This window comes from Vallitalea sp. (assembly GCF_025211055.1).
Classification (GTDB): domain Bacteria; phylum Bacillota; class Clostridia; order Lachnospirales; family Vallitaleaceae; genus Vallitalea.
Window position 1 is genome coordinate 16,922 of sequence record NZ_JAOARO010000016.1, and the last position, 17,075, is coordinate 33,996.

Annotated in this window: 26 protein-coding genes; all 26 read left to right on the top strand. The window is 31.8% G+C overall.

Annotation, left to right across the window (positions count from 1 at the left end; genetic code table 11):
• Positions 1–131: 131 nt before the first annotated feature.
• The gene (locus N4A55_RS02070; RefSeq protein ID WP_293753763.1) at positions 132–758 is read left to right on the top strand and encodes a phage scaffolding protein; all 627 of its coding nucleotides are present in this window, start codon (positions 132–134) and stop codon (positions 756–758) included.
• 22 nt (positions 759–780) lie between these two features.
• Positions 781–1,728: a major capsid protein gene (locus N4A55_RS02075; RefSeq protein WP_293753764.1), complete on the top strand. Its 948-nt coding sequence runs from the start codon at positions 781–783 to the stop codon at positions 1,726–1,728.
• 42 nt (positions 1,729–1,770) lie between these two features.
• Complete coding sequence (locus tag N4A55_RS02080) at positions 1,771–1,986, top strand: Rho termination factor N-terminal domain-containing protein (protein ID WP_293753765.1); 216 nt, start codon at positions 1,771–1,773, stop codon at positions 1,984–1,986.
• The gene (locus tag N4A55_RS02085; protein WP_293753766.1) at positions 1,949–2,263 is read left to right on the top strand and encodes a phage head-tail connector protein; all 315 of its coding nucleotides are present in this window, start codon (positions 1,949–1,951) and stop codon (positions 2,261–2,263) included. The genes N4A55_RS02080 and N4A55_RS02085 overlap by 38 nt, the downstream gene beginning before the upstream one ends.
• A gap of 2 nt (positions 2,264–2,265) precedes the next feature.
• The gene (locus N4A55_RS02090; protein ID WP_293753767.1) at positions 2,266–2,616 is read left to right on the top strand and encodes a hypothetical protein; all 351 of its coding nucleotides are present in this window, start codon (positions 2,266–2,268) and stop codon (positions 2,614–2,616) included.
• Positions 2,609–3,037, top strand: a complete 429-nt coding sequence (locus tag N4A55_RS02095) for an HK97 gp10 family phage protein (protein ID WP_293753768.1) — start codon at positions 2,609–2,611, stop codon at positions 3,035–3,037. The genes N4A55_RS02090 and N4A55_RS02095 overlap by 8 nt, the downstream gene beginning before the upstream one ends.
• Positions 3,030–3,425 carry a phage tail terminator family protein gene (locus N4A55_RS02100; protein ID WP_293753769.1) on the top strand — a complete coding sequence of 132 codons (396 nt, stop codon included), beginning with the start codon at positions 3,030–3,032 and terminating at the stop codon, positions 3,423–3,425. Before N4A55_RS02095 ends, N4A55_RS02100 begins: the two co-directional genes overlap by 8 nt.
• Positions 3,415–3,582 (top strand): hypothetical protein, encoded by a 168-nt coding sequence (locus N4A55_RS02105; protein ID WP_293753770.1) that lies wholly within the window; start codon positions 3,415–3,417, stop codon positions 3,580–3,582. The genes N4A55_RS02100 and N4A55_RS02105 overlap by 11 nt, the downstream gene beginning before the upstream one ends.
• Positions 3,582–4,886: a phage tail sheath family protein gene (locus N4A55_RS02110; RefSeq protein WP_293753771.1), complete on the top strand. Its 1,305-nt coding sequence runs from the start codon at positions 3,582–3,584 to the stop codon at positions 4,884–4,886. The genes N4A55_RS02105 and N4A55_RS02110 overlap by 1 nt, the downstream gene beginning before the upstream one ends.
• A gap of 11 nt (positions 4,887–4,897) precedes the next feature.
• Positions 4,898–5,362, top strand: coding sequence for a phage tail tube protein (locus N4A55_RS02115; protein ID WP_293753773.1), 465 nt, complete (start codon positions 4,898–4,900; stop codon positions 5,360–5,362).
• 13 nt (positions 5,363–5,375) lie between these two features.
• On the top strand, positions 5,376–5,798 hold the full coding sequence (locus tag N4A55_RS02120) for a phage tail assembly chaperone (protein ID WP_293753774.1): 423 nt from the start codon (positions 5,376–5,378) through the stop codon (positions 5,796–5,798).
• 180 nt (positions 5,799–5,978) lie between these two features.
• Positions 5,979–7,883: a tape measure protein gene (locus tag N4A55_RS02125; protein WP_293753775.1), complete on the top strand. Its 1,905-nt coding sequence runs from the start codon at positions 5,979–5,981 to the stop codon at positions 7,881–7,883.
• Positions 7,876–8,517, top strand: a complete 642-nt coding sequence (locus N4A55_RS02130; protein ID WP_293753776.1) for a LysM peptidoglycan-binding domain-containing protein — start codon at positions 7,876–7,878, stop codon at positions 8,515–8,517. Before N4A55_RS02125 ends, N4A55_RS02130 begins: the two co-directional genes overlap by 8 nt.
• Positions 8,514–9,464: an XkdQ/YqbQ family protein gene (locus tag N4A55_RS02135; RefSeq protein WP_293753778.1), complete on the top strand. Its 951-nt coding sequence runs from the start codon at positions 8,514–8,516 to the stop codon at positions 9,462–9,464. The genes N4A55_RS02130 and N4A55_RS02135 overlap by 4 nt, the downstream gene beginning before the upstream one ends.
• Before the next feature lies 1 nt (position 9,465).
• On the top strand, positions 9,466–9,798 hold the full coding sequence (locus N4A55_RS02140; RefSeq protein WP_293753779.1) for a DUF2577 family protein: 333 nt from the start codon (positions 9,466–9,468) through the stop codon (positions 9,796–9,798).
• Entirely contained in the window at positions 9,773–10,168 is a 396-nt protein-coding gene (locus tag N4A55_RS02145) for a DUF2634 domain-containing protein (RefSeq protein WP_293753781.1), read from the top strand. Before N4A55_RS02140 ends, N4A55_RS02145 begins: the two co-directional genes overlap by 26 nt.
• A complete protein-coding gene (locus N4A55_RS02150) occupies positions 10,165–11,211 on the top strand; it encodes a baseplate J/gp47 family protein (RefSeq protein ID WP_293753782.1) in 1,047 nt (348 codons plus the stop codon). Before N4A55_RS02145 ends, N4A55_RS02150 begins: the two co-directional genes overlap by 4 nt.
• Positions 11,204–11,740, top strand: coding sequence for a putative phage tail protein (locus N4A55_RS02155; protein WP_293753783.1), 537 nt, complete (start codon positions 11,204–11,206; stop codon positions 11,738–11,740). Before N4A55_RS02150 ends, N4A55_RS02155 begins: the two co-directional genes overlap by 8 nt.
• The gene (locus N4A55_RS02160) at positions 11,740–12,558 is read left to right on the top strand and encodes a hypothetical protein (RefSeq protein WP_293753784.1); all 819 of its coding nucleotides are present in this window, start codon (positions 11,740–11,742) and stop codon (positions 12,556–12,558) included. Before N4A55_RS02155 ends, N4A55_RS02160 begins: the two co-directional genes overlap by 1 nt.
• Before the next feature lie 17 nt (positions 12,559–12,575).
• Entirely contained in the window at positions 12,576–13,253 is a 678-nt protein-coding gene (locus N4A55_RS02165) for a hypothetical protein (protein WP_293753786.1), read from the top strand.
• A 19-nt stretch (positions 13,254–13,272) separates the two neighbouring features.
• Positions 13,273–13,827, top strand: coding sequence for a hypothetical protein (locus tag N4A55_RS02170; protein ID WP_293753787.1), 555 nt, complete (start codon positions 13,273–13,275; stop codon positions 13,825–13,827).
• 1 nt (position 13,828) lies between these two features.
• Positions 13,829–14,143 carry a hypothetical protein gene (locus tag N4A55_RS02175; RefSeq protein ID WP_293753789.1) on the top strand — a complete coding sequence of 105 codons (315 nt, stop codon included), beginning with the start codon at positions 13,829–13,831 and terminating at the stop codon, positions 14,141–14,143.
• Positions 14,140–15,462 (top strand): radical SAM peptide maturase, CXXX-repeat target family, encoded by a 1,323-nt coding sequence (locus N4A55_RS02180; RefSeq protein WP_293753790.1) that lies wholly within the window; start codon positions 14,140–14,142, stop codon positions 15,460–15,462. Before N4A55_RS02175 ends, N4A55_RS02180 begins: the two co-directional genes overlap by 4 nt.
• Positions 15,463–15,472: 10 nt before the next feature.
• Positions 15,473–15,736 (top strand): hypothetical protein, encoded by a 264-nt coding sequence (locus N4A55_RS02185; protein ID WP_293753791.1) that lies wholly within the window; start codon positions 15,473–15,475, stop codon positions 15,734–15,736.
• A 15-nt stretch (positions 15,737–15,751) separates the two neighbouring features.
• Positions 15,752–16,381, top strand: coding sequence for a M23 family metallopeptidase (locus tag N4A55_RS02190; protein ID WP_293753792.1), 630 nt, complete (start codon positions 15,752–15,754; stop codon positions 16,379–16,381).
• A gap of 54 nt (positions 16,382–16,435) precedes the next feature.
• Positions 16,436–16,615, top strand: a complete 180-nt coding sequence (locus N4A55_RS02195; protein WP_293753794.1) for a hypothetical protein — start codon at positions 16,436–16,438, stop codon at positions 16,613–16,615.
• Positions 16,616–17,075 lie beyond the last annotated feature (460 nt).

The following is a 17,075-nucleotide window of genomic DNA, read 5'->3' on the forward strand; positions in this document are numbered from 1 at the left end:
GTGCTTAATTTATATATTAACATCCATAAGGGTGTTTTTATTTTGCTCTTTTTTAGCATTTGTAGAGCCTAAAGAATAAAGACCGTAGCGTGGAGGGTAACACGTAATAAAAACTAAACGGAGGTATGAAGATGGATAAATTAAAAGAATTATTAGGTGAGGAACTATATAACCAACTGATAGCAAAACTAGGTGATAATAAAATAGCTATTGTAAGTGATGGTAATTATATTCCCAAACAAAAGTTTGATCAATTAAATGACACCAAGAAACAACTAGAAGAAGATATTAAAGAAAGAGATACTCAGCTTAAAGACTTAAAAGCTAAAGCAAAAGGCAACGAGGAACTAGAAACAAAAATAACAGAACTTCAGGAAGCCAATAAAACAGCCAAAGCAGAGTATGATGAAAAACTTGCGAAGCAACAGAGAGATTTTGCAATATCCGAAGCATTAAGTGTTGCAGGAGCCAAAAACAAAAAAGCTGTAATGGCTTTATTAAATCTTGATGTAATCAAAGTTGATGGCAGTGACCTATTAGGTTTAAAAGAGCAACTAGAAAAGCTAAAAGAGTCTGACGGTTACCTTTTTGGTGAAGATGGTCCAGGAGTTGGAGGAAGAGAACCACATGCACCAGGTGCGGACCATAAATCAACAACTAAGAATCCTTGGAGTAAGGAACATTATAACCTTACTGAACAAGGTAGGATTTTAAGAGAAGATCCGGAATTAGCAAAACAATTAAAGGCACAAATATAAAAATTGAAGGGAATGATTTTAAATGGCAAACACAAGAATTGCTGACGTAATAGTACCAGAGGTATTTAACCCTTATGTGGTACAAAGAACAATGGAGTTATCTGCTTTATATCAAAGTGGGATAATTTCACATAACCCAGAACTAGATGCACTTGCTTCAAGTGGTGGTAAAACTATTAATATGCCATACTGGGAAGATTTAAACGGTGATGATGAAGTTTTATCTGATAGCGGAGCATTAACACCACAAAAAATTACTGCAGGTCAAGACGTGGCTGTACTACTTATGCGTGGTAAAGCATGGAGTGCTAATGATTTAGCAAAAGCTTTATCCGGCAGTGATCCTATGAAGGCTATAGGAGATTTAACAGCTTCTTATTGGACTAGAATGATGCAAAAAACATTAATTAACTTATTAAACGGTGCATTTGGTGCCGGCAATATGACTAGCAAAATACTCGATATATCTGGTAAAACGGGTGGTGCTGAAAAAATAGAAGGAGCATCCTTTATAGATGCATTACAATTGATGGGAGATGCAAAAGAATTATTAACAGCTACAGTTATGCATTCAGCAACAGAAGCACAGCTAAGGAAAAATAATTTGATTGAAACCATCCCGGATAGTGAAGGAAGACCAATAAAATATTTTATGGAAAAACGAGTAATAGTAGATGATGGCTGTCCAGTAAAAACAGGTAAATATACAACTTATCTATTCGGTCAAGGAGCAATCGGACTTGGAAATGGTAATCCACCGGTACCTACTGAAACAGATAGAGATAGCTTAGCAGGTGATGATATTTTAATTAATCGTAAGCATTATATATTACATCCAAGAGGAATTAAATGGAGAGGGACAGCAGCAGGATCTTCACCAAGTAATGTTGAACTAGCTACAGGTAGTAACTGGGTAAGAGTATACGAAGAAAAGGCAATTCGTATTGTTAAATTTGTACATAAACTATAGGATGGGAAGATAACCCATCCTTTTTAGGAGGTATTAATTAATATGAGCGCAACAGCATTTCAACGTAGACGTAGAGAATTAGCCAATGAACAAGTAGAGGAAATAGATTATAATGACATGAAAGTAGATGACTTAAAAAACTTAGCTAAAGAAAAAGGTTATAAGGGTTATTCTGATATGAAAAAAGATAAATTAATTGCTTTATTAGAAGGTGAAAAGGATGGAGAAAACCAAGATACTGGAGAAAACCAAGACTAGGCTTCAGATAAATGAAGATACTAAAGATGATCTATTAAACGATTACATAGATGAAGTAATACTAGTAGTAACCAATTATTGTAATATAGATACCATTCCTGATAATTATATAAATCTTATAACTAAAATGGTGGTAGAATATTACAAATATGAACATGAAGAGGGTTATGTAAAAAGTATTACTGATGGAGATACTTCTACATCATATGAAACAATTGATAAGATGTTCATCAACAAGTATAGAAAAGAATTTCCCCCAAGAGTAATGAGGTGGTAGCCATGAACAAACATAGAAAAAGTCTTGAAAAAAGGTATAGAGGAAGATGTACGATATCTAATTCACAAGCAGCAAAAGTAGATGGGGAAACTACTCATAAGGATAATTTGGTTGCATCAATGCAACCATGTTTATTAATTCATCCTAAAATCAATGTAGCAAATCAAACAGAAGTTCAAGCTAAAATCAAGGTAAACTACAAGCTTATTATGGCACCTGAAATAACTGTATTACCAGGTAGTAAGATAACAGTTACCCAAGATGGAGCAACTTATAAACTAAGTTGTAGTGGTAAACCTTTTATAAGAAGTTCACATCAACAGATAGAGTTGTTGGAGGAAGGTCATGGCTAAAAAATGGGGAAAGTTTGATTACAAGTCATTTGAAAAGATGGCCAAGAAATTTGAAAAAGCTAATAAGATTAGTGACAAAGTTATGATTGCTATTTTATATGAATTAGGTAATAGAGCTCTAAGGAAAACAAAGAAGAGAACTCCAACAGGAGTATATAAAGATCATACAGGTGGTACTCTTAAGAAAAATTGGTATATAACTGATGCAAGAAGAAAAGGAAATAATCTAGAAATAGAAATTTATAACCCTACTGAATATGGACCATTTGTAGAATATGGCCATAGAAAAAGAAATAATAAAGGTTGGGTTGAGGGTAAATTCATGTTAACCATTTCCTTGAAGGAAGTTGAAGCTTTAATCCCAAAAATTGCAGATAAACATATCCAAAAAGCATTAAAGGAGTTGTTTAAAGATGATTAGACAAGAGGTTATTAAACAACTAGATTATTTATATCCGGATATTCCTATATACGCAGAAGAAGTAACACAAGGATTTCAAGAACCTAGTTTCTATGTAAAAGTATTAAACGGTTCCCAAAAAAGAGAACTAAATACTAGGTATAAAAGAACTTATAATCTAGATATTCATTACTTTGGTACTACAAATAAAGAGTGTGAAGTAGTGGCTGATATCTTATATGAAAAGATGGAGTATTTATTAAATAACATGGCAAAAGGCATTAATATGCACCATGAAGTTATTGATAAGGTACTTCATTTTTTTGTGGATTATAATATTAGAATAAAAAAAGAACAACAATCTATTCCAAAATTAAAGGATTTGGAGGTAAAAGAAAATGGCAAATAAAGAAGTAAAGAAATATTCAATAGAACAAATACTTAGAAGTAATCAATTTTCTTTAAAAGAAAAGTATTTATTAACAGCGATCTTAGAAAATAAAGAATATACCATAGATGAAGTTAAATCTCTATTGGAAAAGGAAATGAAACGAGGTGTTAAATAATGGCTGGTGGTACATGGTCAAATCAAAATAAAGTTAGACCTGGTGTATATATTAACTTTGAATCTAAAAATGAAGTTAAAAGGTCAATAAGTGACAGAGGTATTGTTACTATGCCTTTAGCTTTAAGTTTTGGATCTAAAAAACAAGTTATTGAAATTACATCTAAAACTAATTTAATGGAGTTATTTGGGTGTACAGAAGTATTGCTAATTAAAGAAGCACTAAAAAGTGCATCTAAAGTACTTGTATATAGAGTTAATGGAGGTACTAAGGCTAGTAAAAAAGTAGGTGATTTAACTATAACTGCTAAATATGAAGGTGTAAAAGGAAACGATATAAAAGTAAGTATAGTTGAAGATGTAGATGTTTCAGGGAAATTTTATTTAACCACTTTTATTGATGGAAATGCAGTATTTGGACAAATAGGAACAACGATTAAAAGTTTGAAAGAAAATCCATATGTTACTTTCTCAGGCACAGGAGATATAGTTAAAAGTTCAGGAATTGTACTATCAGGAGGTTCAGATTCAACTGCTACAACACAAGATTATATGGATTATTTTGAATCTATAAGTGTTCAAGATTTTAATACTATGGCATTACCAATAGAAGATAATACCATCAAATCTGCTACAGGAGCCTTTATTAAAAGATTAAGAAATGACGAGGGCAAAAAAGTACAAGCAGTTCTTGCAGATTATCATAGTGCTGATTTTGAAGGAATTATTAGCGTTAAGAATGGCGTTAAATTAGATGATGGTAGTGTTATTGATAAAGTAAAAGCTACTGCTTGGGTTGCGGGAGTAACAGCAGGTGCAGCAATAAATGAATCAAATACATATAAAGTATATGAGGGTGCTATTGACGTTGATACTAAATATACTAATACTCAAATAGTATCAGCATTAAATGATGGAGAAATAGTATTTATAGATAATAATGGAAAGATTGTTATTGAACAAGATATTAATACCTTAAAAACTTTAGCAGCTGACAAAGGAAGTCAGTTTAGAAAAAATAGAGTAATACGTTGTTTAGATGCAATTGCAAATGATATAAAAAGTATATTTAGTGATTACTACATAGGTAAAATTAATAATGATGCTGATGGTAGAAATTTATTAAAAGCTGAAATTATTAAATATCTAGAAAGTTTACAGGGCATTGGAGCAATACAAAATTTTGATGCTGGTAGTGATATTACAATTAGTGCTGGTATAGATATTGATGCAATTATAGTTAATGTAAAAGCACAACCAGTTGATAGCATGGAAAAATTATACATGACAGTTGAATTAAATTAGGAGGTGTTAAAATGGGCTTTTTTAAAGCGGATGATACTATAAGCGGTCAAGAAGCAAGAGCATATACTACAATTAATGGTCAAGTAGAAGAAATGTTTTATGCAAAAAATCTTGAGGCAACTGCTGAAAAAAACAAGGCAGAAATTAAGACATTAGGAAAAAGAGGAACTCAACATAAAGCTACAGGGTGGAGTGGATCCGGTAGTATGACAATATATTATGCGACATCATTATTTAGAAAGATGATGCTTGATTATATTAAAAATGGTAAAGATATTTATTTTGATATCCAGGTAGTAAATGAGGACCCAACGTCTTCTATTGGAAAGCAAACCACAGTTCTTAAAAATGTTAATCTTGATAGCGTAATTATGGCTCAGTTTGATGTTGATTCAGACGCGTTAGAAGAAGATATTGACTTCACGTTTGATGACGTGGATATCTTAGATGAATTCAATAAACCAGTATTAGGATAAGGAGTGATTTTATATGAGTAAATTACAAGCTTTTTTTGCAGACAATGTAAACAAAGACATAACAACTAAAGCGGTAATATCAGAGCGTTTTAAAGATGAAAAAGGAAAACTAATACCTTTTGAATTTAAAGCTGTTGATAGAACAGTAGAAAAAGAAATTAAAAAATCTTGTACAAGAATTCCAAGAAATAAAAAAGGTATAAATCAGCCAGAATTTGACTGGGATACATATATAGAAAAATTTGTTGCAGCGAGTATTACATTCCCTAATCTTAAAGATGCTGAACTACAAAAATCATGGGGGGTAATTGGAGAAATAAATTTACTAAGAGTTATGTTGCTGCCTGGTGAATTTACAGAAGCATCAAATACCGCACAAGAAATAAGTGGTTATGATAAAGATATTAATGAACTGGTGGAAGAAGCAAAAAACTAATTAAGGAAGGGGATGGTGAAGCAAATTATGCACATTATGCCCTTCACAAGCTTAATATAAGACCAAAAGAACTTATGGAAATGGATAGAAAAGAAAAAGCTTTTATATTTGCAAGCATTAATATACATATTGAAGCAGAGAAAAAGGCTCAAGCAAAAGCAAGGAAAGGCAGGAGATAAGATGGCTACATTGAGACAAAGTATACAGCTTCATGACGGGTTTACTCCTGTCTTAAAAAAGATGTATCAATCCATTAATATGACTATATGTGGTTTTGAACGAATGCAAGAATCTACAGGAAAGAGTATTAAAGTCAAAGAATTTGAATCGGCTAAAAATATGATCAATGATGTTGGTTCAGAAATTAGATTAGCAGAAGAACAACAAGAAAGATTTAATAATAAGATAAGAAACGGAAAGAATAATGCTAATGGATTACTTAGAAGCATGAAACAGATGGTAGGAGTTTACGCTCTTATTAATGCCGGTAAAAAAGTTCTAAATTTATCTGATGAAATGACTTCTACAAATGCAAGACTTAAGCTGATGAATGAAATGAATGGAAGTTTACAGACTACTAAAGAACTTCAGGAAATGATTATGCAATCAGCTAAAAATTCAAGGGCAGAATATACTAATACAGCTGCAACTGTTTCAAAACTTGGTATTCTAGCAAAAGATGCTTTTTCAAGTAATGCAGAAATAATTACATTCACTGAACAAATGAATAAACAATTTAAAATAGGCGGTGCTTCTGTCCAAGAACAAAAATCGGCAATGTTACAATTAACTCAAGCAATGGCAGCTGGAAAACTTCAGGGAGATGAATTTAGGTCCATAATGGAAAATGCTCCATTATTAGCACAGTCTATTGCAGAGTATATAGGAAAATCTGTTGGAGAACTGAAGGAAATGTCTAGTAAGGGTAAAATAACTGCAGATATAATCAAGAATGCTATGCTTGCAAGTGCAGAAGAAACAAATAGAAGATTTGAACAATTGCCAATGACATTTGCAGAAGTAGGAACAGCATTAAAAAATGACTTGTTACAGACATTTCAGCCAGTCATAGAAGCTATTGGAAGAGGTGCTCAAGTAATACATGATAATTGGTCAACTATTGAACCTATATTTTGGGGACTTACTGCAGCTGTTGGTGCATATGCAATAATGATGGGAGTTAAAGCAGCGGCCACCTGGTTAGCGGTAGCAGCTAACAGAGCATTAATTACTACAATGCTTTCTAATCCATTATTATGGGTTGCACTTACAATAGGAGTATTAATTGGAATGATTTATAAATGGGTAAAATCAGTTGGTGGTCTTAAAATCGCATGGATGATTGCAATGAATAAAATCATGACAGCATTTGATTGTGCTAAGATAGGTTTTTTTGTTGGAATCTATTGGATTCTTGATTTATGGGATAAATTAAAGATAGGAATAATGAAAGCAAGTACAGGTATTCAAAATTTTGTTGGTGATATGAAAGTAGGGGTATTAACTTCGCTGCAAAGTATGGTGAATGATGCAATAGGTATAATCAATGGTTTTATTAAAACACTAAATAAAATACCTGGAGTTTCTATTGGAGCAATACAAGAAGTTACCTTTGGAACAAATGCAAAGTTAAAAAATGAAGCTGCAAAACAAGCAAGACAAGAAGAATTAAATAAATATGAATCTATGCTTAATAATAAAATGGCAGATAGGGATAGAAAATTAAATCAAATGAAAGTAGATGCTGTAACTTCAAATAAGCACAGACAAGTAGAAATTAAATCTTTACATGCTCAAAATAAAGCATCTAATAATCATAGTAATGATTTAGGAACTCAAAACAATCCTATTTATGCTACTGCAAAGGTTGATGATACTGTTGATATTTCAAGTGAAGATTTAAAAACTATGAGAGATCTTGCAGAAGCAAAAGCAATACAAAGCTTTGTTACATTGACACCAAAAGTAGAAGTTACTACAGGAGATATAAATAACGGAACTGATTTAGATGATGTAGTAGGAAGAATAGTTGCATCACTTGATGAAGAAATATCAGTAAATGCAAAGGGGGCATTCAATGTCTAAGATATATCTAAGTTATAATAATCAGACAGAAAATCTTGAATTACCTATTTTACCTAAAAAAATAGAAGTAAAAGAAAAAGGCAATAATAAAAGCCATACGCTTCAAAACATAGGTGAAATATCCGTTATTAATAAAGTCAAAGCTTCTATTATTAAAATTGATAGCATTTTCCCTTTGCATTATGGACCATATGTAACTAGTAAAATATTAAAAGATCCAGTGGAATATATAAATACCATTAAGCGGTGGAGGGATAGCAATAAGCCAATCAGACTTGTTATAACTGATACTGCTTTTCCCTTGACTATGGCTTGTACTATAGAAAATTTATCGTATAAAGAAGCGGCTGGTGCTGTAGGAGATATTGAGTATAGTATTGAGTTAAAAGAGTATAGATGGCATAAAGTAAATAAAGTTGTTACAGCTTCAAAACAAGCAAGAGAAGTAACCTTTAAGACATCAAGACCAATAGAAAAAGAGACACCTAAAAATTATATCGTTAAAAAAGGAGATACACTTTATGCTATCTGTAAAAGACAGTTGGGTAATGGTAATAAGTATAAGGATATAGCTAGGAAAAATGATATTAAAAATCCTAATCTTATTTATCCAGGGCAGGTGCTTAAGTTATGAAAACAGAAATATTTATTGATGATAGACAATGTAATGTTTATGAGGTACCACACGGTAAGATAAACTTAAAAAGGGCGCGTAGTGGTAGAGCCTCCTCTTTAGAATTTGAATATTATGGTGGAGATATATTTTCTGAACAAATTGAGATTAAAAATGGTAATGTAGTACTACTTAAAATTGATGATATAAAAGTTTTTTATGGATATGTTTTTAAAGTGGCCAAAGATAAAATAACTTGTTATGATCAGATAAGATATCTAAAATATAAGGATACTAAAGTGTTCATTAATAAGACATTAAGTCAAATTGTAAAAACTATAGCTACAGAAAATAATCTTAAAACAGGAGCAATAGTTAATACTCAATACTCAATACCTAGCCAAGTAAATGACAATAAAGAATACCTTGATATGATTATGAAAGGAATTGAAACTACATTATTAGCTACTGGACACCTATATTTTATACAAGATAATGTAGGAAAACTTGAACTCTTAGATATAGCTGAAACTAAACTTGATTTTGTTATTGACGGTGATGGATTGCTAACTGATTATGAGTTATCTGCAAATATTGATTCAGATACTTATAATAGGATAAAGCTTGCTAGAGACAATAAAAAGACCGGCAAAAGAGAAGTGTATATATTTCAGGATTCAAATAATATTTCTAAGTGGGGTAAACTCCAATATTATGAAGTCGTAGATGAAAAGACAAACCCCGCACAGATTAACCAAAAGGGTGAAGCATTACTGCAACTTAAGAATAGAGAAAAGAAAACTTTTAAGATTAAAAATGCTATTGGTGATATAAGATGCAGATCTGGATATAGTGTTTATATTTATATTCCGGAAGAAAATATTAATGGATGGTACTTAATTAATACGGATACACATAAATTTGATGGTAACAGCCATACTATGGATTTAGAATTGGTGGTGAAATAAGTTGTATAATCAAATAAAGAGAATAGTTAAAGAAGCCTTAGATGGGATTAACGTAAGGATATTGATAGGTTCAGTATCTAGCGTTAGTCCCTTTTCTGTAAATATAGAACAGCGACTTGAACTGCCAAAAGAGGTACTTATCTTTCCGGAGCATTTACAAGAGGTTAAATTTAAAACAAAAGATTGGAAAGAAGGTACAGAAATTGAAAGAGAGTATATACTAAGGAATAAATTACAAAAAGGTGATAAGCTAGTTCTTATAAATCTAGGAGAACAATATTTGATTTTTGATAAGGTAGGTGATATTGATGAAACAATCACTATTACCAAGTAGTAACTTAGCCGACATTGAAACTACTAATAATCAACCAAGTAAAACATGGTTAGTTAAAGATAATAAAATTGTTGGTTATACAGATGGTAAAGAAGCCATAAAACAGTCCATAAATATGATGTTAGATACCAAAAGATATGATCACCTAATATTTTCATGGGATTATGGCCAAGAATTAAATTCATTGATTGGTAAATATGAATCTTATATTAAAATAGAAGCACCAAGGCTAATTAAAGAGTGTTTACTGCAAGATGATAGAATATCTGACGTCGATAACTTTACTTTTACTGCAGTAGATGACGGATTACTAATAGAATTTAAAGTTATAACTGCAGAAGGGATAATTGGAAGCGAGGTGACATTATGACATATGTAGAAATATTACAGAGAATGCTAAATAAAGTACCAGGTGATGTTGATAAAAGAGAAGGTTCTATTATATATACTGCTCTTGCTCCTGCAGCATTTGAACTTGCACAGATGTACATTGAACTTGAATATTTAGATAGCATATCCTATGCGGATAAAGCTACTGATAATTACCTTACATTAAGATGTGAAGAACGAGGGATTAATAGGAAGAAAGCAACAAAAGCAATTAGAAAAGGGGAATTTAATATTAATATCCCTACTTTAACAAAGTTTGGAATTGATAACTTAATATACACAGTTATAGAAAAGATTGGCAATAATAATTATAAGTTAGAATGTGAAACTCCAGGAGAGGTTGGTAATAACAGTTCAGGAATACTCTTGCCTTTAGATTATATAGAAGGACTTAATAATTCAGTTTTAACAGATATTATTATTCCTGGAGAAGATGAAGAAACAGATGAAAGGCTTAGAAGTAGATATTTTGAGTCGCTTGAAAGTGAAGCTTTTGGGGGGAATATTGCAGATTACAAGAAAAAAACAAAGGACTTAAACGGTGTTGGTGGGGTTAAGGTTTATACGGTATGGAATGGCGGAGGAACTGTAAAACTAGTGATTATGGATAGTACTTTTAATAAACCAAGTTCGGTACTAATTAATGAAATTCAATCTGCTATTGATCCATTACAAAATCAAGGTAAAGGTGTTGGATTAGCGCCAATTGGACATGTAGTTACTGTTGTTGGAGTAGAAGAAACAATAATAAATATAGAAAGTTCTATAACTCTGCAATCAAATTATAGATGGGAAGATGTATTACCATATATAAAAAAAGCTGTTAGTGCGTACTTTGAAGATGTAAAAAAAACATGGGATAGTGAGAATAACTTAGTAATTAGAATTGCACATATAGAAACTAGTATATTAGGAATAACAGGTGTGTTAGATATTCAAAATACAAAGCTAAATAATCAAACTCAAAATATATTGGTAAGTGATGATAGCATTCCCAAGCTTGGAGTGATAACTAATGTCTAATATAAAAGATTACTGGATAGAACAACTAAAAGATATAAAAGAGTTTGACTTAATAGCATCTATAGAGGATAAAGAAACTTTTGATTTAAAACAAAATATTACAGATTTAATAGATGATCAATTTATCCAAACAGCTACAGAAAAGGGTATAGCAAGACGTGAGACAATGCTAAAGATTACTCCATTTGCGAATGATAATATTGAAGATAGACGTTTTAGAGTCCTAAGTAGATGGAATGATAAATTACCATATACCTATAGTGTATTAATTAATAGATTAGATCAGCTATGTGGAGAAGATGGTTATAAAATAGAGCTTAACAATAATGATTATATTTTAGAGATTGGAATTGAACTTACAAAAAAACGTATGTTTGACGAAGTAAGATTAATGACTAGAAGAATATGTCCTGCCAATATAATGATAACTGTAAAATTAAGATATAATCAATATCTTACAGTTAGTAAATGTACTCATTTAAAGTTAAGTTTAATAACCCATAAAAATATTAGAGAGGAGGCATTATAATGGCTGATTACACAAAAAAATATGCTTTTAAAAAACCTTCACAAGATGAATTTTATAATATTAGTGATCAAAATACTAACTGGGATAAAGCAGAAGAAATAATAGATAAAAAAGTAGATAAAGCCCAGGACAAAGTATTGTCAAGTAATGACTATACTAATGAAGATAAAGATAAACTTACTAATATTGAAGATGGGGCAAATAAATATATGCATCCGAGCAATCATCCTGCAGTTATGATTAGTATAACTGATACACAAGATAATTTTACATCAAATAATGTAGAAGGCGCATTAGCAGAAGTCAAGAAACTCGTTCAAGATACAGCTACGCAGGTAAGTCAACAACTAGAAGTAAGTAGTTTTCATATAGAAGCTTCTTCGGTAGCAGTAGTAGGTAGTAAAAAAACTGATAATCTTTGTTGGGATAATAAATGCTGTTATGCTAATACTTCTACAAGTGCAAATATTACATTAGGGCATACTACAATTGATAAATTAAGGTTTAACAAATATACATTAATAGTAAGATTAAAAAGTAAAAACAATTCCCACAGTTCAGGATTAGTCAAAGTTGATGTGCTTAGGAAAAATAGTAGTTCTTATCAAACTGTATCAAGTAGAACCATTAAAGCTAATGAATTTGCTAATACCAGCCAGTATAAATCTTTTTATATGCCTTTTGAATATTGTGGACCAAAAGCAACGAATAATGAATTAAAGATACAATTAACATTATTAAAACAATCAAGTGTATTTGAGGTTTCTCTTGATAGTATATCCGTAACATTAACAGCACTTGGCGTTTTCAGTATATAAAGGGAGGGGGATAAAGTTTGTCTTTTGAAAAAGGAAATTTTTACAATGCGAATGATTTTATTGCTCTAAAAAGTAGGGTAAAAGCAGAAATGAATCGAAGGAATGGTAATGGAAGTCTAACACAATATGGTGGAAGTCAGTATGAATTCACGAAAAAACCTTCTTTTGATGAAGAGGTTAAATTAGAACATCATTCTAAGATAAGAGATTTACAAGATAAAATCAATTCAACAGGATTACCATCTAGAAAAGAATCAGATGATTTGATACAAGAAATGGCTATTTTAGAAGCTAAACAGACAGCCTTTGAAGCACAGCCAAGAGGAGCTAGAAGTAATAATGATTGTAACGGTGCTTGTACAGGAATGTGTGTGAGTGCGTGTACAACTACATGTTCAGGAAGTTGTACTGGAAGCTGTAACGGTTGTAGTGGATGTAGTGGCAGTTGTAGTGGTGGATGCAGTGGATGTAGTGGCAGTTGTAGCAGTGGTTGTAGTGGATGTAGTGGCAGTTGTAGTGGTGGATGCAGTGGATGTAGTGCTAGTTGCAGTGGAGCTTGTAAAACATGTAGTTTTGGCTGTGGTAATGGCTGTGGTGGATGCGGTGGTTGTACAAGCTGTAACTATAATTGCGATGGTGGTTGTGCAAGTACTTGTACCGGTAGTTGTTGTAGAGCAAATGCCCCATCGGTATAAATTGAAGGAGGAAACGAATATGGATAGATTCAGTATAGAGTATAACCTAATGTTGTCAGACTTATTTGAAGAATTAATGGCAACAGGTTCGTTAAAGAATGAAACAATATTAAAATATAAAAAAATTGTATTAGATATGGAGGAATATAATATAAAGTATTCTGTATTAACTATCATCAAGAATGCTAAAAAATTATTTCTTGTGGAGTATCAAAAGAACAAGGATAGTAAGGATAATTTGCAAATTAAGTTCAATAACATAATAGATAAGTTAAATGATCTATTATGCAGTATTAATAAGGAGTTTCATAAAAGATACTTTGGGTATATATTTATTAGAGAAGATAACAATATTAGTCTACAAGATAAAATAACATATCTAGATAAGTGTATTGACCAAGTAGAAGATATTGATAATGTTATATATGAGATTGAATACTTAACTACTATGATTAATATCTGTATAACTAACCCCATTAAATATAAAGATAGAATGATAGAGACCTCAGCTAATATTAAGAAGCTATTACCTATCAGAGAAGAATTAGTAAATAAGATTAGAGGGGGCTATTGATATGAAAAAACTCGTTGAAGAAGTTGAAATTCCCCAAGAGGTTATGCATTACATACAACGATTGACGTATGAACGTAATGGATATATTGACATTCTATCAACTGTTGTCAATAAAAGGGATTTGTATGATTGTAAGATATTTAATAAGATGATGGAAGAATATAGGCAGATTAATCTTGAATACAATATAGCCGTAGAAGAATGTAAATCTAAATATATAGACAAAGAGTATACCGAATCTACTATGTATACTCTTTTGTTTAGTTTCAATAACTACATGGTTAAGGTTTTACTAGAAAGTAGGTGTCGGAAATGATAAAGCGTGGGATGAGTAATTTTATGGACGGTTTTATTAGGATGTATCCTGATTTCAAAAGCATAGATGATATCATTGTAAAGACTGCTACTTTTGTTGTAACCCAACAATGCAATCTAAGATGCTCATATTGCTATGAGCATCGCAAAGATAATACTAAGATGACTAAAGATATAGCAAAGAAAGCCGTTGATATGCTATTTAAAGAATATGAATCAGGGAATGGGTATATAACTAAGGACAATTCAAAGGCTATTATATTAGAGTTCATTGGTGGTGAACCGTTACTTGAGATTGATTTAATTGACTATACGGTAGATTATTTCAAGTATCGAGCCATTACAGAGAATCATCCGTGGGCAATGCACTATATGATAAGCATATCCACCAATGGCATTTTATACTTAGATGATGAAGTACAGCGATTCTTAAAGAAGAATAAAAATAAGGTGAGTATAGGCATAACCATAGATGGCAACAAGGAGCTTCACGATTCATGCAGGAAGTTTCCAGATGGCAAGGGTAGTTATGATATTGTCGAAAAGGCAATCAAGCACCAGATAGAAGCTAATGCTTATATGGACATATCTACAAAGTTAACATTGGCACCAAGCAACGTAGAGTACCTCTATGATGCAGTAGTAAATATGCATGAGCTGGGCATAACAGATTTATTTGCTAACTGTATTTTTGAAAAAGGTTGGGAAGTGGAACATTCTAGACTGTTTTATAAGCAACTTATAAAGGTAGCAGATTATCTATTAGAAGATAGGAGATACGAAAGAATGGCTATATCATTATTTGATGAGTCTATTGGTAAATCATTATCAAAAGAGAATAATCAAAACTGGTGTGGTGGTACTGGCTGTATGCTAGCTATAGCGCCTGATGAGCGGATATATCCATGTCTTAGATACGTACCATTTACCCAAAAAGAAGGCACAAAGCCATTAGTTATTGGAAGCTTAGAGGGTGGAATTGGTAATACGGATGAGCAGCAACACACCGTTGATGAACTGACACAGATAACAAGACGTAGCCAATCTACAGATGAATGTTTCAATTGTCCTATTGCAAGTGGTTGTGCTTGGTGCAGTGCTTACAACTATGAAGAAACAGGCTCACCTAACAAGCGAGTTACTTATATATGTATCATGCATAGGGCTCGTGTTTTAGCAAATATATATTATTGGAATAAACTATATAGGAAAGAAGGACTGGAAGAGAGATTTCCTGTTAATACACCTAAAGAATGGGCTTTAGAGATTATTTCAGAAGAAGAATACAATATGTTGTTGGATTTATCTAAGGAAAACTAGGGGGCAGGTAATGAGTGATATAGTAACACAAAAAGAATTTTATGAAGCAGTACAAGAATTAAAAGATCAGATACATCAAGTTACTAACACTATGACTAAGACTACAACATTAATAAGAGACTACAACGGATTAAGAAAAACTATAGGAGATGTTGATATTAGAGTACAAACACTAGAAGATAATCAGAAAAACAAGAAAAATTACAGAGAGTACATAGCATGGCTAGTAGCGTTAGTTAATACGTTGCTGGCTATTTTTATGGCCATAAAATAAGGAAGGAATGATTATGTGTTTATATATCCAGTAGATAGTAGAAGAGTAACAAGTAAATACGGACCAAGAGGAACAGGATTCCATAATGGTGTAGACTTTGGAGCAGTAGTACCAGGAGTAGAAGGAGATAATATCTATGCTGTAGCAGATGGTATTGTAAAAGTCTCTAAGGTAAACGGCGGTGGCATTAAAAAGGGATACGGTTATTATGTAATATTAGAACACAGTAACGGTTATTGTAGTCTATATGGACATTTAAGGGCTTTAGAAGTTAAGGCAGGACAAAAGGTTGAGCAGGGGCAGATAATAGGTCATATGGGGAATACGGGAAGTTCCACAGGTGCACACCTGCATTTTGAAATTAGAAAAGGTATACATGATTGGAAGTTCTTCCATAGGAATAAAAAGGGACAGTTTATAAGTAGTATAAATCCATTACCATTCTTAAAAGAAAAGCAAGTACCAGTTGCCAATACAGAAGAGGTATCTTCATGGGCTAAGAAGTCTTGGGAAAAAGCAAAAGAAAAGGGTATAAATGATGGAAAAGGAGCAAAGAACAATGTGACAGAAGAACAACTAATGGTTTTCTTGGATAGGTTGGAAGAACACCTGGTTAAAAAATATAACCTAGAAAAACTATTGTAAAGACTTGTTTAGTTAAGTAAAAAAATAATAAGAAGATGGGAGAGAATTAAAATTATGAAAGAAAAATTAACAGCATTATTAGAGGTTAGAAAGATCATTGCATTACTTATTACTATACTATTTGTGGTATTAAGTTTAATGGGTAAAATCAGCGCAGATAAAGCATTTGAAATTGTGTTGATGGTTATTACTTTTTATTTTGCGAAAAGTACTGCTTTGGATAAACCACAGTAAATAATGTACAAAAGCCTATTTCCTCAGTTTTAGGGGATAGGCTTAAAATTTTATGAAAAATGACTATGACTTTTTGATTTTCCGATGTTTAGCGAAGATGTGATTTATAGACGTAATAATTACAGTTATAAAAATGATATAGCGTGATAAAGAAAAATAAAGAATGATAAAAGACGTTCCTATAGTCAAAGTGCACAACAAAACATTTAGCGCAGATAATTAATACATTACAGTGTGATATACTGTTTTTACAGGATATCCGTTATATAAATTTGTTGGCCAACATTTAAATTTAATGCGGAAGGATGATATAAATGGATTTAGTAAAAGTTAATAAGAATGAAATATTTACAGATAGTTTAATTATTGCGGATGGGACAGGCTTTAAACATGATACTATTCAAAAGAAATGTAGAATATTTAAAAATGAACTTGAAGAGTTAGGAAAGCTCGGATGTGA